Origin of the sequence: Phaeobacter italicus, assembly GCF_019801785.1 — a bacterium.
Taxonomy (GTDB): domain Bacteria; phylum Pseudomonadota; class Alphaproteobacteria; order Rhodobacterales; family Rhodobacteraceae; genus Phaeobacter; species Phaeobacter italicus.
This window is the reverse complement of the sequence record NZ_JAHVIJ010000002.1, coordinates 353,162-370,953: the sequence shown is the minus strand read 5'-3', so window position 1 is coordinate 370,953 and position 17,792 is coordinate 353,162. Positions and strand designations below refer to the sequence as shown.

General features: G+C 60.9%; 16 protein-coding genes and 1 riboswitch. Of the genes, 4 read left to right on the top strand and 12 right to left on the bottom strand.

The window, feature by feature from the left end:
* Window positions 1-22: 22 nt before the first annotated feature.
* The 9 genes from queF to KUV39_RS06070 form a co-directional block, all read right to left on the bottom strand.
* Complete coding sequence (gene queF, locus KUV39_RS06110; protein ID WP_008559824.1) at window positions 23-487, bottom strand: preQ(1) synthase; 465 nt, start codon at window positions 485-487, stop codon at window positions 23-25.
* A 44-nt stretch (window positions 488-531) separates the two neighbouring features.
* A complete protein-coding gene (gene queE, locus KUV39_RS06105; protein ID WP_222459253.1) occupies window positions 532-1,239 on the bottom strand; it encodes a 7-carboxy-7-deazaguanine synthase QueE in 708 nt (235 codons plus the stop codon).
* Complete coding sequence (queD, locus tag KUV39_RS06100) at window positions 1,236-1,589, bottom strand: 6-carboxytetrahydropterin synthase QueD (RefSeq protein ID WP_046210713.1); 354 nt, start codon at window positions 1,587-1,589, stop codon at window positions 1,236-1,238. Before queD ends, queE begins: the two co-directional genes overlap by 4 nt.
* Window positions 1,589-2,287 (bottom strand): 7-cyano-7-deazaguanine synthase QueC, encoded by a 699-nt coding sequence (gene queC / locus KUV39_RS06095; protein ID WP_222459252.1) that lies wholly within the window; start codon window positions 2,285-2,287, stop codon window positions 1,589-1,591. The genes queD and queC overlap by 1 nt, the downstream gene beginning before the upstream one ends.
* 231 nt (window positions 2,288-2,518) lie before the next feature.
* Entirely contained in the window at window positions 2,519-3,757 is a 1,239-nt protein-coding gene (locus tag KUV39_RS06090) for an acyl-CoA dehydrogenase family protein (protein ID WP_222459251.1), read from the bottom strand.
* A gap of 143 nt (window positions 3,758-3,900) precedes the next feature.
* Entirely contained in the window at window positions 3,901-6,750 is a 2,850-nt protein-coding gene (gcvP, locus tag KUV39_RS06085) for an aminomethyl-transferring glycine dehydrogenase (protein ID WP_222459250.1), read from the bottom strand.
* A gap of 143 nt (window positions 6,751-6,893) precedes the next feature.
* Window positions 6,894-7,256, bottom strand: coding sequence for a glycine cleavage system protein GcvH (gene gcvH / locus KUV39_RS06080; protein ID WP_222459249.1), 363 nt, complete (start codon window positions 7,254-7,256; stop codon window positions 6,894-6,896).
* A 41-nt stretch (window positions 7,257-7,297) separates the two neighbouring features.
* Window positions 7,298-8,440 (bottom strand): glycine cleavage system aminomethyltransferase GcvT, encoded by a 1,143-nt coding sequence (gene gcvT / locus KUV39_RS06075; RefSeq protein ID WP_222459248.1) that lies wholly within the window; start codon window positions 8,438-8,440, stop codon window positions 7,298-7,300.
* Between the two features lie 91 nt (window positions 8,441-8,531).
* A riboswitch (glycine riboswitch) is annotated at window positions 8,532-8,611 on the bottom strand.
* 275 nt (window positions 8,612-8,886) lie between these two features.
* The gene (locus tag KUV39_RS06070; protein WP_222459247.1) at window positions 8,887-10,338 is read right to left on the bottom strand and encodes a glutamine synthetase family protein; all 1,452 of its coding nucleotides are present in this window, start codon (window positions 10,336-10,338) and stop codon (window positions 8,887-8,889) included.
* Between the two features lie 405 nt (window positions 10,339-10,743).
* Here KUV39_RS06070 and KUV39_RS06065 point away from each other — a divergent pair, with 405 nt between their 5' ends.
* From KUV39_RS06065 to KUV39_RS06050, 4 genes are all read left to right on the top strand, one after another.
* The gene (locus tag KUV39_RS06065) at window positions 10,744-11,514 is read left to right on the top strand and encodes an IclR family transcriptional regulator domain-containing protein (protein WP_046210901.1); all 771 of its coding nucleotides are present in this window, start codon (window positions 10,744-10,746) and stop codon (window positions 11,512-11,514) included.
* 140 nt (window positions 11,515-11,654) lie between these two features.
* On the top strand, window positions 11,655-12,485 hold the full coding sequence (locus KUV39_RS06060; protein WP_222459246.1) for a bifunctional allantoicase/(S)-ureidoglycine aminohydrolase: 831 nt from the start codon (window positions 11,655-11,657) through the stop codon (window positions 12,483-12,485).
* Between the two features lie 117 nt (window positions 12,486-12,602).
* Window positions 12,603-12,995, top strand: coding sequence for a hypothetical protein (locus KUV39_RS06055; RefSeq protein ID WP_244998251.1), 393 nt, complete (start codon window positions 12,603-12,605; stop codon window positions 12,993-12,995).
* Window positions 12,996-13,114: 119 nt separating this feature from the next.
* Complete coding sequence (locus KUV39_RS06050; protein WP_222459245.1) at window positions 13,115-14,098, top strand: type I glyceraldehyde-3-phosphate dehydrogenase; 984 nt, start codon at window positions 13,115-13,117, stop codon at window positions 14,096-14,098.
* 82 nt (window positions 14,099-14,180) lie between these two features.
* On the opposite strand, the gene KUV39_RS06045 is transcribed toward KUV39_RS06050, so the two are convergent.
* The 3 genes from KUV39_RS06045 to puuE all read right to left on the bottom strand — a co-directional run bounded on the left by KUV39_RS06045 (window position 14,181) and on the right by puuE (window position 17,686).
* Window positions 14,181-15,608, bottom strand: a complete 1,428-nt coding sequence (locus tag KUV39_RS06045) for a uracil-xanthine permease family protein (RefSeq protein ID WP_008562663.1) — start codon at window positions 15,606-15,608, stop codon at window positions 14,181-14,183.
* Window positions 15,609-15,741: 133 nt separating this feature from the next.
* Complete coding sequence (locus tag KUV39_RS06040) at window positions 15,742-16,227, bottom strand: ureidoglycolate lyase (RefSeq protein ID WP_222459244.1); 486 nt, start codon at window positions 16,225-16,227, stop codon at window positions 15,742-15,744.
* Window positions 16,228-16,270: 43 nt separating this feature from the next.
* Window positions 16,271-17,686 (bottom strand): allantoinase PuuE, encoded by a 1,416-nt coding sequence (gene puuE, locus KUV39_RS06035; RefSeq protein WP_222459243.1) that lies wholly within the window; start codon window positions 17,684-17,686, stop codon window positions 16,271-16,273.
* Between the last annotated feature and the right edge of the window lie 106 nt (window positions 17,687-17,792).

Sequence of the window (17,792 nt, the reverse complement as noted above, 5' to 3'; positions counted from 1 at the left end):
GATGATCTGTCTGATGCAGATCTTAACCCCGCCCACGATAGGGCGGCACGCCCTGATCGGGGATCCATACGCCGTCTGGCAGCGGCCCGGTCTGCCAGAAGACATCAATGGGAATACCACCGCGCGGATACCAATATCCGCCAATCCGGAGCCATTGGGGCTCCAGGAAATCGGCGAGACGGCGCGCGATGGAGACAGTGCAATCCTCGTGGAAGGCACCGTGATTTCGGAACGAGCCAAGGAACAGCTTTAGCGATTTGCTTTCCACCAGCCATTTGCCGGGGACATAGTCGATCACCAGATGGGCGAAATCGGGCTGGCCCGTCATCGGGCAGAGGGACGTGAACTCCGGCGCTGTGAAACGCACGTTGTAGGCCACATCGGCCTGCGGATTTTCGACGCGCTCCAATTCGGCGTCTTCCGGGCTGGACGGCATGACGGTGGCACCGCCCAGTTGTTTGAGGTTTTGGTAGATATCTTCACTCATGATGCGTCTCCAATGGGATCCTGCGATATGGTCTCTTGCGCCGGTCAGACGCCGCGCTGATTGCCCCAGACAAGGACATGCAGTTGCGGCAGCACACGCGGGGCAAACCACTTGTCGGCTGTGACCTTGTCGATCAACCAACGCAGGCGGGCGGTCGTCTCTGTCAGATCAACGGGAGTTTCAGGATCGACCGTCGGGTTGCCGGGCTGAAGGTAGAGCGGCAGTTCCGGGTAACGATCCGCCACTGCGCGCGCCCAGTCGTAGTCCACTTCGTCAAAGACCACGATCTTCAGCACCACGTTTGGGCAGTCTTTTGCAGCCGCCAAACAGGATGCGAATTTGAGCCAATCGGCCTTGTGTCCGCTGGACGGCGGTTTCGGGCTGAGCACAAGCGTGTCCAGCTTGCTGAACCAGGCCTGGCTGATCGATCCCTGGGTTTCGCAGGCAAAGCGATAGCCCGCCTCTTTTCCCATGGCGATCAACTCGGCAAAGTCCTGGATGGCCGGGTTGCCGCCGGACAGAGACACGGTCAACGGCTGCCCGCCGCTGAGATGCGTGACCTCTGCCCAGACGTCGCGAGTTGTCATTGGCATCCATGTGTCGCGGAACTTGCTGTCCACCGCATGGAGACTGTCGCACCAGCTGCAGCGATAATCGCAACCGCCTGTGCGCACAAAGACTGTCGGCTCCCCGATCAGGGCACCTTCACCCTGGATCGTGGGGCCGAAAATTTCGGCGATACGTAAACTCATGGTCGATACTCAGCCCAGGTTTTCGGGGTCTCGGACACCCGCACAGCGGCGGTTTCCGGCCAACGCGACACGCACCAATCGTAGAAGTGGCGCGCCATGTTTTCTGCGGTGGAGGGGCCCTCCATCACGTCATTCAGATGGCGATGATCAAAGCTGCCGTCGATGTAATTCTTCAGCGGTGCAAGCTCGTGATAGTCCCGCACAAAACCATCGCTGTTCAGCTCGGCCCCCGCCAGTTCGACCACCACGATATAGTTGTGCCCATGCAGCCTGGCACATTGGTGATCCGCTGGCAGATGCGTCAGCTGATGGGACGCGGAGAAGTGGAATTCCTTGGTGATCCGGAACATCACGCACCCCCGTCTATGATCGCTGTGCGCCAGAAATCGGGATCAGCATAGACTGTCGGATCCTCAACCCCCGCCAGATCAAAGGCCTCGCGCCGCTCTACGCAGGTGCCGCAGCGCCCGCAGTGATGTTCGCCGCCCTTGTAGCAGGACCATGTCTCGGCAAAGGGGGTGTTCACGGCCGCGCCTGCGGCGACAATGTCCCCTTTGGAGCGATGCACGAAAGGCGTCACCAGCGACACGTCAGCATAGCCATCCAGCGCCATGCGCTGCATCGCGTCAAAGGCGTCGGTAAAGGCCGGACGACAATCCGGGTAGATGAAGTGATCGCCGCCATGAACCGCGGTTGCGACAGCCGTGTCGCCCTTGGCGGCGGCAATCCCGTAGGCAATGGTCAGCATGATGGCGTTCCGGTTGGGCACGACAGTGACCTTCATGGTCTCTTCGGCGTAATGCCCGTCCGGCACATCGATATCATCCGTCAACGCCGAGCCGCTGAGCGCAGCACCGATCGAACGCATATCAATGATCTCATGTGGAACCCCAAGCCGCTGCCCGCAGGCGGCGGCGTAGTCGAGTTCCTTGCGGTGGCGCTGTCCGTAGTCGAACGACACCAAACGCGACAGCTGCCCTTGAGCAGCAAGTACATGGGCAAGGGACACGGAATCGAGCCCGCCCGAGCAAATGACAAGTGTTTTCAAGTTTTCAGTCCTTGTTTTGATATCCGGGTAGGCTGCGACCGGAGAGCGTGCGTATAACGACTGACGTGTACGTCGGCAAGATATCCACAGAGAATTTCCTCGACGTCACGATTGCGACGTGAGAGCGTTCAGAACGAGCCTTTGCTGATTGTTTTCAGACAGATAAGAGAACGCAGCAAAAAGGCGCCAACCTTATCGGTGGCGCCTTTTGCTTTTTTCTGTCGTGCTATTTCAGCCCAGGTCTTCCTGACTGTAGGCCTTTAGCTCTGCCCGCGCGACCTGCCTGCGGTGGACGGCATCCGGACCATCGGCAAGGCGCAGGGTGCGCACATGGGTCCAGGCCTGCGCCAGCGGAGTGTCCTGACTGATGCCCTGCCCGCCGTGCATCTGCACCGCCTCGTCGATCACCTTCAGCGCGACGCGGGGGGCGACCACCTTGATCTGACTGATCCAGGGGGCGGCAGCGCGGGGGTCCCCCTGATCCATGTACCATGCCGCCTTGAGGCAGAGGAGACGGGCCATTTCGATCTCCATCCGGCATTCGGCGATGATGTCGTAGTTGGCGCCCAGCTGGGCCAGCGGCTTGCCAAAGGCCTCGCGGCGCAGCGAGCGGCGGCAGAGCTGTTCCAGCGCGCTTTCAGCCTGACCAATGGCCCGCATGCAGTGGTGGATACGCCCCGGCCCAAGGCGGCCTTGGGCGATCTCGAACCCGCGCCCTTCGCCCAGCAGCATGTTTTCAGCAGGCACCCGCACATCTGAAAAGCGGATGTGCATATGGCCGTGGGGGGCATCGTCGTGGCCGTAGACCTCCATCGGGCGCAGCACCTCGATCCCCGGCGCATCCGCAGGCACCACGATCATTGACTGGCGCTTGTGTTTGGGCAGGTCGTCCCCGCCGGTGCGCACCATGACGATATAAACCTTGCAGCGCGGATCCCCGGCACCGGAGGCCCACCATTTTTCGCCATTCAGCACGTAGTCATCGCCATCGCGCACGCAGGACATGGCGATATTGGTGGCGTCCGAGCTGGCCACATCAGGCTCTGTCATCAGATAGGCAGAGCGGATCTCTCCCTGCAGGAGCGGGGCGAGCCATTGCTGTTTCATCGCCTCGCTGCCGTAGCGTTCGAACACCTCCATATTGCCGGTATCCGGCGCAGAGCAGTTGAAAACCTCTGCCCCGAGCGGCGTTTTACCCATTTCCTCAGCGAAATAGGCATATTCCACGGTGGAGAGACCAAACCCCTTGTCACTGTCGGTGAGCCAGAAATTCCACAGCCCCTCTGCCTTGGCCTTGGCTTTCAGGCCTTCAAGGATTTCGGCCTGCCGGTCTGTATATTGCCAGCGATCCCCCTTGGAGATCTCGGCGTGATATTCGGCCTCCATCGGCATGATCTCGTCGCGGATCATCGCCGCCACCCGTTCCAGAAGCGCGCGGTTTTCGCTGCGCATACCCAAGTTCATGTCCATCCCGGCGCCTCTTTGTGTTGTTTCCCTTGGCGGCAGCATGGCGCGGGGGTTGTGTCGCTGTCCAGCCGCGTGACGGGACGTCACGGATGGATAGGCCGCACAGGACAGAAAAACGGGCCCCGAAGGGCCCGTTTGTCAGCGATTTACTCAGCCGCCTCGGCGTAGTCTTCCATCGGGGGGCAGGTGCAGACCAGATGCCGGTCGCCGTAAGCGTTGTCGACGCGGTTGACCGGCGGCCAGTATTTGTCCACCCGGAACGCCCCCGGAGGGAAGCAGCCCTGTTCGCGGGAATAGGGGCGATCCCAGTCTTTCACGAGGTCTTCCATCGTGTGAGGGGCGTTCTTCAGCGCGTTGTTCTCTGCGTCCATTTCCCCTGCCTCGACCGCGCGGATTTCCTCGCGGATCGACAGCATGGCCTCGCAGAAACGGTCCAGCTCGGCCTTGGTCTCGGATTCTGTCGGCTCCACCATCAGGGTGCCCGCAACGGGCCAGGACATTGTTGGTGCATGGAAACCGCTGTCGATCAGACGTTTGGCAACATCGTCCACGGTGACATTTGCGCTGGCCTCGAACGGGCGAGTGTCCAGAATGCACTCATGCGCGACGCGGCCCGTGGGCCCCTTGTAAAGCACGTCATAGGCCCCTTCGAGACGTTTGGCGATGTAGTTGGCATTGAGGATCGCCACCTTTGTCGCCTGCGTCAGACCCGCGCCGCCCATCATCAGGCAGTAGGCCCAGCTGATGGTCAGGATCGAGGCAGAGCCGAAGGGCGCGGCCGAGACCGGACCCTCCTGCCCGCCGGTTTCCGGGTGGCCGGGCAGATGCGGCTGCAGATGCGCCTTGACGCCAATCGGACCCATGCCGGGGCCACCGCCGCCGTGGGGAATGGCAAAGGTCTTGTGAAGGTTCAGGTGGCTCACATCGCCGCCCAGATCTCCGGGACGCGACAGGCCAACCATGGCGTTCATATTGGCCCCGTCGATATAGACCTGCCCGCCATGATCGTGGGTGATCTTGCAGACCTCATGCACGGTTTCCTCGAACACGCCGTGGGTCGAGGGATAGGTGATCATGCAGCCTGCGAGGTTTTCGGCGTGTTTCTCTGCCTTTTCGCGGAAATCATCGAGGTCGATATCGCCGTTGTCGGCGGATTTCACCACGACAACCTTCCACCCCACCATCTGGGCAGAAGCCGGGTTGGTGCCATGAGCGGACATCGGGATCAGACAGATGTTGCGGTGGCCCTGCCCGTTGGCGCGATGATAGGCCGCGATGGACAGTAAGCCTGCGTATTCACCCTGCGCGCCGGAGTTCGGCTGCATGGAAATCGCATCATACCCGGTGATCTGGCACAGTTTGCCGGAGAGATCGCGAACCATCTCTGCATAGCCCTGCATCTGATCCGCAGGCGCAAAGGGGTGGATATTTGCGAACTCCGGCCAGCTGAGCGGCATCATTTCCGCCGCGGCGTTGAGCTTCATCGTGCAGGAGCCCAGCGGGATCATCGCACGGTCCAGCGCCAGATCGCGATCCGCGAGGCGACGCATGTAGCGCATCATCTCTGTCTCGGCCCGGTTCATGTGGAAAATCGGATGCGTCAGATACTCCGACGTGCGGTGCATGTTCTCCGGCACCCGGTATTCATGCGTGAAGTCATCATCCTTGCGGCGAATGCCAAAGGCACGCCAGACCGCTTCGATGGTTTCGGGGCGGGTCACTTCATCGAGGGTGATACCAACCCGGGTTTCGCCAACGCGACGCAGGTTCAGCCCCTCATCTACCGCGGATTTCAGCACCGCCGATTGCAGCGGCCCCACATCCACGGTGATCGTATCGAAGAAGGATCTGGGATCAACGCTGAACCCGGCCCCTTCCAGCCCGCGGGCCAGACGCACGGTTTTGCGATGGATCCGCTGCGCGATGGCCTTCAGCCCCTTGGGCCCGTGGAAGACTGCATACATAGACGCCATCACCGCCAGCAGGGCCTGCGCGGTGCAGACGTTGGAGGTCGCCTTTTCGCGGCGGATGTGCTGTTCGCGGGTCTGCAGCGACAGACGATAGGCCCGGTTTCCATGCGCATCGACCGAAACGCCGACAATCCGGCCGGGGATTGACCGCTTGTAGGCGTCCTTGGTCGCCATATAGGCCGCGTGCGGACCGCCTGCGCCCACAGGCACACCAAAGCGCTGGGTCGAGCCGACAGCGATATCCGCGCCCATTGCGCCCGGCTCTTTCAGCAGGGTCAGCGACAGCGGGTCGGCTGCAACGATGCCGATGGCCTTATGCGCATGCAGCTGGGCGATGTGGTCGGTGAAATCGCGCACGTGGCCGTAGGTACCGGGGTATTGGAAGATGGCGCCAAAGACCTTGTCCGCCTCCAGCTTGTCAGGGTTGCCGACAATGACCTCGATCCCCAGCGGCTCGGCGCGGGTCTGGATCACGGCGATGTTCTGCGGGTGGCAGTCGCGGTCGACAAAAAACGCCTTGGCTTTCGATTTGGAAACCCGTTGGGCCACGGTCATCGCTTCGGCGCAGGCGGTGGCCTCGTCCAGAAGCGAGGCATTGGCAATTTCCAGACCGGTCAAATCCGAGATCATGGTCTGGAAGTTCAACAGCGCCTCAAGACGCCCCTGGGAGATTTCGGGCTGATAGGGCGTGTAGGCGGTGTACCAGGCCGGGTTTTCCAGGATGTTGCGCTGAATGGCGGGCGGGGTCACGGTGCCGTGGTAGCCCTGGCCGATCAGCGAGGTTTTCGGAACGTTCTTGCCTGCGACCTCACGCATGTGGTGCAGCAGTTCGCGTTCCGACAGAGGGCGGCCAAACTCCAGCGCGGCGGCCTGGCGGATCGTGGCCGGCACGGTGTCGTCGATCAGCGCATCCAGGCTCTCGGCGCCGACCACGGCCAGCATGTCGTCCATCTCTTCGGGAGACGGGCCAATATGGCGGCGGTTGGCAAAGTCATACGGCAGATAGTCCGTGGGTTCAAAAGACATGTGTCGCCCTCTTCAGCAACAGGAGGTTAAGGCAGCGGGATGCTGCGGGCTGGCCCGGGCATGCGGAATGACACCGCTGAAAATGCGGGAACAGCGATCAAAAAACCCCGCCGCGCAACATTGCGCAGGCGGGGCCGAAGGGATTAACCGATGAAGTCCTTGTAACCGGCTTCATCCATGTAATCGTCCATCGGTGACAGATCAGACGGCTTGATCTTGCAGAACCAGGCTTCGCCCTGCGGATCTTCGTTTACCTTGCCGGGGTTGTCCGCCAGGGCCTCGTTTACCTCGACGATTTCACCATCCAGCGGTGCCAGAATATCGGAAGCCGCCTTGACGGATTCGATCACCACGATTTCATCGTCCTTGGAAACCTCGGTGCCGACCTCGGGCAGTTCCACGAAAACCACGTCACCCAGCTGTTCAGCCGCGTGATTGGTGATGCCGACGGTGATCAGATCGTCGCTTTCGGCCAGCAGCCATTCATGTTCTTCGGTGTATTTCATCTGTCTCTTCCTTTGCAGATGGCTGGGGAATTGCGCCGGGATCAGCGCTTGAAATTGGCCGCCACGAAGGGCAGCGCATGAACGGTGATGGGCTGGCGTTTTCCACGCAGCTCACCAAACAGGGTAGTTCCGACCTGACTGAGGTCAGCGGACACGTAGCCCATCGCAACAGGGCCACCGACAGTGGGGCCAAATCCGCCGGAGGTCACGCGACCAATGGGCTCACCTCCTTCGGCATCTTTGAACAGCAGAACCCCTTCGCGCATCGGCGCGCGCCCTTCGGGTTTGAGCCCGACACGGCGTTGCGATGCACCGGCCTCGATTTCCGCAAAAACGGCCGCTGCCCCCGGAAAGCCGCCGGCACGATCACCGTTGGGGCGGCGCACCTTCTGAATAGCCCAACCAAGCGACGCCGCGATCGGCCCGGTGGTTGCATCGATATCATGACCATAGAGACACATGCCGCCCTCAAGCCGCAGCGAGTCACGGGCGCCGAGCCCGATAGGCGCCACGCCGTCCTGTGCCAGCAGCTTGCGAACAACTGTTTCGGCATGAGCTTCGGGGATGGAAATCTCATAGCCATCTTCGCCGGTGTAGCCCGAGCGCGACACCCAAATTTCCACCCCGTCCAGATCCAGCGTGGCCACATCCATAAAGGACATATCTCTCGCCGCAGGGGTCAACGCCGCCAGTGCGGCCTCGGCGCCCGGCCCCTGTAGCGCAACAAGGGCGCGATCGGTCACCGGCGTCACGGTGACAGCTGGTTCCAGCGAGGCTTTCATCCGGGCGATATCAGCGTCCTTGCATGCCGCATTGACGACCACAAACAGATGATCCCCGCGATTGGCAAACATCAGATCGTCCTCGATGCCGCCTGCATCATTGGTGAACAGACCATAGCGCTGGCGGCCCTCCTTCAGGCCCAGCACATCCATCGGGACGAGGGTTTCGAACGCCCTTGCGACTGCTTCATAGCTGTCACCGGTCAGGATCACCTGCCCCATGTGGCTTACGTCAAAAAGACCAGTTCTGGTGCGTGTATGGCTGTGCTCACCCATGATGCCCATCGGATACTGCACCGGCATCGCATAGCCGGCGAAAGGCACCATTTTTCCACCCAGCTCCTGGTGGAGGTCAAACAAAGGGGTCTTCTTCAAATCACTCGACGTCGTGTCAGCCGACATGCGTGTCCGTCCCATAAACACGGGCCGGGCTGGTCAGAAATGACGGCAGTTTCCGGCACCTGGATTGCGCACAGGAACACCTGTGCAACCTGATGCCCCCTCTGTCCCTTCGCCTGAGATCGTTATCCCTTCGGCGTCCGGCTTTGACCGGATCTCTCCAGAGTTGATGCGCGTGTACGGTCCCTTGTGCCTGAGAGTTTCCGGGGCGGTTGCTCCTTCGGCACCGGTGTCAGCGGCCGTGACAGCAGCTGCGCCGGTTCTCCCGCATACGCGCACATACACTAGCAAGGCACCTGCCGCCTCGCAATAAACAAATGCCGAATATGCCGCTTTGAACCGGGCTATTGCCGCTTTTTATGTGCAATTATTTTTTTCAACCTCGTCAGTGGATTACCCGAATCACAACCGCTGACTGACGCAAGGGCAGATTGCGACCCGTCAACAGGTCAGTAGAGATTGAAATACTCTGCCTGCTCCCACTCGCTTACGGTGTCGAGATAGCGGGCCCATTCGACCTCTTTGAGGTGCGAGATATAGTCGACCACATCCTGACCCAGCGCAGTTCTGAACAGGTCAGAGGCCCGAAACGCCTGCAGCGCCTGCCCCAAGGAACGCGGCAGTTTTTGCGCATCATCGGAATAAGGCGAAACCGTCGGTGCTGGCGCCTGACGCCCTGCCGCGATCCCCTCGCTGCCAGCAATGATCTGCGCCGCGAGCGCGAAATACGGATTGGCGGAACTGTCTGGCGCACGGTTTTCGACACGGCTGCCCTGATCGCCGGGCCGCATCAATGCCCGCAGCATTGCGCCGCGGTTGTCCCGCCCCCATTGTACCCGATTGGGAGCCAGCTGGAACGGCAGATATCGCTTGTAGCTGTTGACGGTGGGCGCAACGAGCACCGACATCGCCTCTGCATGGGTGAGGAGCCCCGCCATCCAGCCACTTGCCTCGGGCGTCAGGGTCTCTGCGGTTTCCGGCATAAATAGATTGCGGCCACTAGAGGGAACGGTCAGGGATTGGTGGATATGCCAGCCGTTGGCCATTGCGTGATCCTGGCGGGGCTTGGGCATAAAACTGGCGTGCAGCCCCTGCGCGGCACAGACCTCTTTGACCATTGTGCGAAACATCACCATCGCATCGGCCTGGGTCAACGGGTCGGCATGTTCGAACGTGAACTCGAACTGGCTTGGCCCCATCTCGATCTCGACCGTGCGCACCGGCAGACCGAGAGCCTGGGCATGGCGACGCAGCCTGTCCAGAATGGCTTCGGCCTCTCCATAGCGGGTTTCGGTCAGATATTGATACCCCTGGATCAGATTGCGGGTCTGGATCGGAACGCCGGGCATCCCGGATTGGCTGTGACCAAGCGAGGGGTCCACCCGCTCGAAGATCTGGAACTCAACTTCGAGCCCGACAACCAGCTCCATCCCCTGTTCCGACAAGGTATCCATCGCCCGCGCAAGCACATGGGCCGAGCCAAACGGCACCGGTGCGCCGTCATGAAACGCGACATGGCAGAAGATCCAGGCAGAGTGCGGCGACCAGGGGAGGACCCGAAAACTCTCAGGCCTTGGCACCAACAGGACGTCACTCGCCCCCTGCATCGGGGTGACTTCGTCCTCCGGGTTTTCGCTCCAGACAGGAAAGGCGGTGCGATGTGCCGTGTCCTTCAGCAGCAGCGTCGAAGGAACCGCGATCCCGCATTCAAACAGCCGCCTGAAGGCAGACGCCACGATTGTCTTGCCGCGCAGGATGCCATGCTGGTCGACGAACAGGACACGGATGGTTTCCAACCGCGCCGCTGCGGCCTGCGCGATCACCGCCTCTGCCTGCTCACAGGCGGTGGTGCCCAGTAGACCCATGCTGGCCAGATCCCCTTTGGCAACCGTGCTGCTCATGTCTGCTCTCGTCCCTGCCTGCGGCGCGCAGCAGCATCCGGGCAGTTCGGCAGTTGGTCCTGCCGCAAGAGAGCCCATTCTGGCGCCTGATGATGACGGCGCCATGCGGGCGCTTGTTACACGTTGGTATAATTGAAGGGTTGAACAAAAAAGAGTTTAAGGTCCAGACCCTTATGTGAAAATTCGGTGAAAAAGTAACCCCCGATTGAACGATGCTTAACATGCTATCCAATAACGCGTTTTCGGGAAAACCTGCAGCAACGTGGCGTCGTGACGCTGATGGCGCAAGGGGGTCGTCTAGCGGGTTGACGGCACACAGGTGGCGCACCAATGATCTGTCCCGAGACTATTTTGACGCAGGTTCATTCGCTGGCTGGACCCGCCCCGTTCGTTTTGAAAGACACCATGACTGACCAAGATCGCAATATTTCCTCGAGCTTTGCCAAAGGGCTGGCCGTGCTTGCGGTATTTGATGCCGCCACTCCGACACTGACACTGGCCGAGATTGCACGGCGCACCGGACAAGATCGGGCAACGGCCCGGCGGGGTGCACTGACTTTGGTGCAGGCCGGCTACCTGCGCCAACAGGGCCGCGTTCTGTCGCTGACCCCGAAAGTGCTGGCGTTGTCGGGCGGGTTTCTTCAGGCCAATCACTTTGGCCGCAAGATCCAGCCAGTGCTGAACCGTCACGCCGCCAGCCTGGATGCCGAAATTACGTTGGCCACATTGGATCAGGGGCGCGTTCTCTTGCTGGCGCAATCCACCGTCGAACATGCGCCGATCACATATGGCTTTACCGCCGGCGCCCATATCCCGCTGGTCCATACCAGCTTGGGCCGGATGCTGATGGCCTGCCTGACGGTCGAGGACGCAGCAGAGGTTCTGGCCCACGCAGAAATCCCCCGCCATACGGAACAGTCGCTGACCGAGCCTGCGCAGATCCTGTCACGGGTCAGTCTCGCGCGGGAACGCGGCTATGCCGTGACGGACAGCGAATTTGAAACCGGAATTGTCGGCTATGCGGTGCCGGTTTCACGCCCTGGCCAGACCCCGATTGTGGTGGGCAGTTCCTCTCCGCGCGGCGTCACACCAGCGCAGGATACCGAACGGTCGCTGCGTGCGCTGCAAGTCTGTGCAGCCGAATTGCGTCAAAGCCAGGCACTCGCCGAGCTCTGAGCATGGGGCGATAGGTGCCCGTTGGCGCGCGTCGCAGCCCATATTCAAAATTTCACGAAGAATGTTACCTGCTCTGCCCCCCTTGGACCCACCGAGGGGGCGGCGCATAACTGATCCATCGCATGAGGAAAGGATCACAAATGACCCCACCGCGTTACTACACCCCCAAGGGGGGGCATCCGGGGCAGGAGCAGCTCTTGACCGATCGGGCAATGTTCACCGATGCCTATGCGGTGATCCCGAAAGGAACCATGCGAGATATCACCACCTCGTTCCTGCCCGGCTGGGACGGCATGCGGATGTGGGTCATCGCCCGCCCGCTCAGCGGGTTTGCCGAAACCTTTTCGCAATATATCGTGGAGCTTCAGCCCGGCGGCGGATCCGACACCCCCGAGAGCGACGCAGGCGCGCAATCTGTGTTGTTTGTCACCGAGGGCCAGCTCACGCTGCGCATAGACGGCGACACGCATCAGCTGGAAGATGGCGGCTATGCCTATATCCCGGCGGGCGCGTCCTGGACTTTGCACAACCGCTCTGACACCGCCGCCGGTTTTCACTGGATCCGCAAACGGTGGGAAGCCGCGCCTGGTGTCAGCAAACCCGCCCCCCTGATCACCAATGAACGCGACGTGGCCCCAACTGCGATGCCGGGCACCGAAGGCCGATGGGCCACGACCCGCTTTGTAGATCCTGCAGATCTGTCCCATGACATGCATGTGACCATTGTCACCTTCGAACCCGGCGGCGTCATCCCGTTTGCGGAAACCCACGTCATGGAGCACGGGCTCTTTGTGCTGGAGGGAAAGGCCGTTTACCGGCTCAACCAGGACTGGGTCGAGGTTGAAGCGGGTGATTTCATGTGGTTGCGCGCGTTTTGCCCGCAGGCCTGTTATGCGGGTGGACCCGGGCGGTTCCGCTATCTGCTTTACAAGGACGTCAATCGCCACATGCCGCTCAGCCCGCTGCGCTGAGTAGCGGGCAATGCGGTTGCGCTGTCGGTTTTCCCCTATGCAGCGCACCCAGGCATGGGCAAGCTGTGGTGGATGGGTCTAGTTCCGTGACCCACCCGAACCAGCCGAGGTGCCCCCATGTCAAACTGCCAGCAATCAACCCTCCGCCTCATGATTGCAGCGGGCCTGCTCGCTGCGATCACATCCCTGCCCGCCAGCCCGCTCGCCGCGGGGTCTGACCCAGCAGCGGGACTAACCTCCGTGACGGTCGAGGGCGCGATATGGCACGTCGGACCGGTCGTCGAAGACACGCCTGTACACGCCAAGGCGACCGAACGGCTGGGCGTAGATGCACCGATCTACATGGCCGTACGCCAAAACCCCAAGCTTGAGGCGTTTCGCCGTCCCTCGCTGCTGAGCGCGAGACAAGCCGCGCGCGCCCTGCGAGGCGCAACCGGCTGCCGCGTTCATACGAATACGATGATGCGCACGATCAGCGGTGCGTATTTCGCGCGTATCAGCTGCGACTGACACAAATCACGCGCCCCTTGCCCACCTGAAACACTGCACAGGCAATTGTGACCGAAACCACGACGCAATTGCCGCTGTTGCGGATTGAGCCCCATTGCCTGCCCTGTCATAGCTTGGGCATGAAAATAGCACTCAACGGATTCGGCCGCATCGGCCGCGCAATCTTGCGCCAGATCCTGACGACGCCACGCGGCGACGGGATCGAGGTGGTGCGCATCAATGACATCGCCCCCTTGGACATGTGTGCCTACCTGTTCCAATACGACAGCACCTTTGGCCCCTTTCCCGAAGACGTCCGTACCGAAGACGGCGCGCTTGTTGTTGCCGGGCGACGTATTGCCTTTAGCCAGACCGCAGATCTGAGCACGCTGGACCTGACTGGCGTTGACGTGGTGTTGGAATGTACCGGTATTGCCCGCACCTCCGATGTTGCGGAGCGCGGGCTGTCGGCCGGGGCGCGCAAGGTGCTGATCTCCGGCCCCTCCCCCGCAGCTGAACGCACGGTGGTTCTGGGCGCGAATGAAGACGAGCTTGGAGACGCGCGCATCATCTCCAACGCGTCCTGCACCACAAACGGATTGGCTCCACTGGTCAAGCTGGTCGACCAGCTTGTCGGGATCGACAGCGGCCACATGACCACGATCCACTGCTACACCAACTCTCAGCCGATGGTCGATGCACCGCGCGGGGATTTCGCACGCTCACGCGCTGGGGCGCTGTCGATGGTGCCAACCACAACCTCCGCCATGCATCTCATTGATGAGGTCATGCCGCATCTGGCCGGGCGTATCAGCGGCGCTGCCGTGCGTGTCCCCACCGCCAGCGTTTCTGCCGTCGATCTGGTCGTTCGGACCAAAACCCCGCTTGCAGAGGACTTCGCCGATACGGCCCTGCGCGGGGCTGTTGATGTCTCGCCCGTTCTGGGATGGACGGATCACCCGCTGGTGTCCTCTGATCTGCGCGCGCGTCCTGAATCGCTGATCCTGGCGGGGCCAGAGAGCCGCAGCGTCGCTGACCACCAGCTGCGGCTGTTTGGCTGGTATGACAACGAATGGGGCTTTTCCGCGCGCATGATCGACATGGCGCGCCTGATGGCTGGTTGAAAGCCCCGCCACAGACATAGCAAAGGGCCGCGCCATCCCTGACGCGGCCCATTTTTTGCCCTGAAAGTCGCTGCTCTGTCGATCAACGGCCAGGCAGGCTGCCACGCCCCTGACCCGACAGCCCGCCAGAGACCTCTTCCGTTGCCTCACTGGCCAGCTCTTGCGGCAGAACCAAATTCAGCACGATTGCAATTAGCGCCGCCGGCAACAGGCCCGATGTCATCAGAACCCGCAGCGTATCTGGCAGATACTGCACCGCGCCAGGCTCTAGCTGCAGACCAAGTCCGACCGAAAGCGAAATCGCAAAGATCACCATATTGCGGCGGTTCCAGTCCACATCGGACAGCATGGAAATGCCCGCAGCCACGACCATGCCGAACATGACGATCACGCCACCGCCCAGCACCTCAATCGGAATGGTGCGGATAATCGCCCCCACCTTAGGCACCAGCCCGCAGAGGATCAGGAAGAGCGCGCCAATGGTCACGACGTGGCGGCTCATCACGCCGGTCATCGCGATCAGGCCCACATTCTGACTGAAAGACGTGTTCGGCAAACCGCCAAAAATCCCCGCCACGGCAGAGCCAAGACCATCAGCATAGGTTGCCCCGGCAATTTCTTCGTCGGTTGCTTCGCGCCCGGCGCCACCCCGCGCGATACCGCTGACATCGCCCACGGTTTCGACAGCCGACACAAAGGCCATCAGGCAGAACCCCAGAATGGCCGCAAAGGAGAACTCCAGCCCATATTTGAACGGCACCGGCAGGGCAAAACTCGCGGCGCGCGACCAGCTGGTACCGATTGCCTCGACCGTGACCATTCCCATCAACATCGCATAGGCGTACCCCACGATCAGCCCCATCAGAACAGCCGAAACCGACAGCATCCCGCGGGCAAAAAACTTGAGCCCCAAGGTGACGACGATCACAACAAGTGCGGCGGACCAGTTAAGAAGCGAGCCATATTCCGGCGTCCCAATCGCCGGCACACCTCCGGCGGCATATTGGATGCCCACCTTGACCAGGGCGAGACCGATCATCGTGACAACCAGACCGGTGACAAGCGGTGGCAGAGCAAAACGAATACGCCCAATCACCAGCCCCAGCGCTGCGTGAAAGACGCCGCCGACCAGAACACCGCCGTAGAGCGCTGCCAGCGCATCAACCCCCTTGCCCGCCACCAGCGGGATCATGATGGGCAGAAACGCAAAACTCGTGCCCTGCACAATCGGCAGGGCAGCCCCAACCGGCCCAATTGTCAGCGTCTGCATCAGGGTCGCCACCCCTGCAAACAGCATCGACATCTGGATCAGATACAACAGCTCTGGAAAATCGGGCGAGTTCGATCCAAAGCCAAACCCCGCAGCGCCCGCAACAATGATTGCTGGCGTGACGTTTGACACGAACATCGCCAATACGTGCTGAATTCCCAGCGGTACGGCCTTGCCCAGTGGTGGCGTGTAGTTCGGATCTTTCAACTGATCCGGCGTTCCAATCGACCCGTCGGCCATGGTTTGTCCCTCTCTGTTTGATCTTTTTCTATTGGTCTTTCTTTGGTCTTTGGTGCGGCAGCCTCGTTTTCTGGACTGCCTTCAGTAAATGAAAACGGCGCAGCCCCTGCAGGGATGCGCCGCTTGATGCGTTTCAGGGTCGAACCACTTGAAAAGCAGTTTCAAACCAGTGTTCTTCGAGATTGCCGCCGTCCCCTATGCGATCGACAACGGCAAAAAGTCCGGGCGCATGCAGCGGTGTCAGCACACCGTGCCAGGTGCCCCGATGAAAGTTGATCGCCTGCCCCGGTGCCGTTTCAAATGCCAGCGGCTGACCCGGCTTTCCCGCATCGTCCGGGGCCACAATCACCAGAAAGCCATGTTCGCTCATGGGGATGAAGGCCTGACTGCCCTCTGGGTGGCGCTCCACCATTTCAAGCGATAACGGCAGATGACGCGGCTCGGCACGAAACAGGCTGATGCCTGCGCGCCCGTCGGCAAAATCCATCTGCGCGCGGTCATGGAACCGACCGCACAGGCCCTGATTGATGATTTTGTCAGCAGCGCCGGAACAGTCGATCAGATCTCCAAACGGCGCAAAGGCCGCTGCGGTCATCGGTTGGATTACGATTGTCTGCATGACGCCCCCTGCACGCTGGAAACCGGCCACCGATCCAATTGCTTCATGGCAGCAGATCCATCAGACGAAACTCTGCGATGCGCTCTACCTGCCTGCAAGCCTCGTCAAATTCTGTCGCACGGTCATTTTCGATGCGCTGAACAAACGCCTGCAAAATAGACGCCTTATCGTGATCACGCACCGCAATGATAAAGGGAAAGCCGTGTTTTTCGACATAGGCCGCGTTGAGTTCACTAAAGCGAGCGCGCTCCGCGTCGGTCAGCGCATCCAGCCCGGCAGAGGCCTGCTCTGACGTGCTTTCTGCTGTCAGGCGCTTGGCCGCCGCCAGTTTCCCCGCAAGATCCGGGTGAGCGCGCAAAACGCCCAGACGCTCGTCTTCGCTGGCAGAGCGGAACATCCGGCACAGGGCATTATGCAGCCCCGCTGCACGGTCATGGGCTGGTCCCAGTTCGAGATCAAAGGCGCGTTCCGCGATCCAGGGAGAGTGTTCAAAGATACCGCCGTATGCGGCGACAAATTCGTCTCTCGCCATCGTGCTGGGCCGGTCCCGGCGCTGATGGGGGTGGGTCGCGGCCCAATGTTCTGCAATATCAATGCGGCGCGGGCACCACACGTCAGAAAAACCGCTGATGTAGTCGAGAAACCGCTTCAGCCCTGCTGCTTTGCCCGGACGGCCAATCAGACGGCAGTGCAACCCGATGGACATCATCTTGGGGGCCCCGGCCTCTCCCTCGGTATAAAGCAGATCAAAAGCATCCTTGAGATACTGAAAAAACTGCTCTCCGGTAATGTAGCCCGGCGCGGTTGCGAACCGCATATCGTTGGCCTCAAGCGTGTAGGGGATAATCAGCTGGTCGCGATCGCCAAATTCCATCCAATGCGGCAGATCATCGTCATAGGTGTCAGAGACGTAGTCGAAACCGCCCTCTTCGGCCACCAACCGCACCGTGTTCTCGCTGCAGCGTCCCGTGTACCAGCCACGCGGCCGTTCACCCACGACCTCGGTATGGAGCCGAACGGCCTCTGCAATCGCTGCGCGCTCTTCTGGCTCGGGCATGTCCTTGTGCTCGACCCACTTCAACCCGTGAGAGGCAATTTCCCAGCCCGCAGATTTCATCGCGGCCACTTGTTCGGGAGAGCGGGCCAACGCCGTCGCCACGCCATAGATGGTGACCGGAATCCCCGCAGCCGTGAACATCCGGTGCAGGCGCCAAAAACCGGCACGGGCGCCGTAGTCGTAGATCGATTCCATGTTCCAATGACGCTGCCCCGGCCATGGTGCTGCACCGGCAATATCTGACAGAAAAGCCTCAGATCCCGCATCCCCATGCAGGATATTGTTCTCGCCGCCCTCTTCATAGTTCAGCACAAATTGCACCGCGACCTTGGCCCCACCGGGCCAGGCGGCATCCGGCGGTGTCGCGCCATAGCCGATCATGTTGCGGGGGTATCTGTTCATGGAAAGGACGCCTCTTTTCAAACGGTATCAGGACATTACTATGGCAGAAGATCACGGCCATTTTTCAAATTTTCCCGAATACACTATCAGAACACGCATGTTTGCA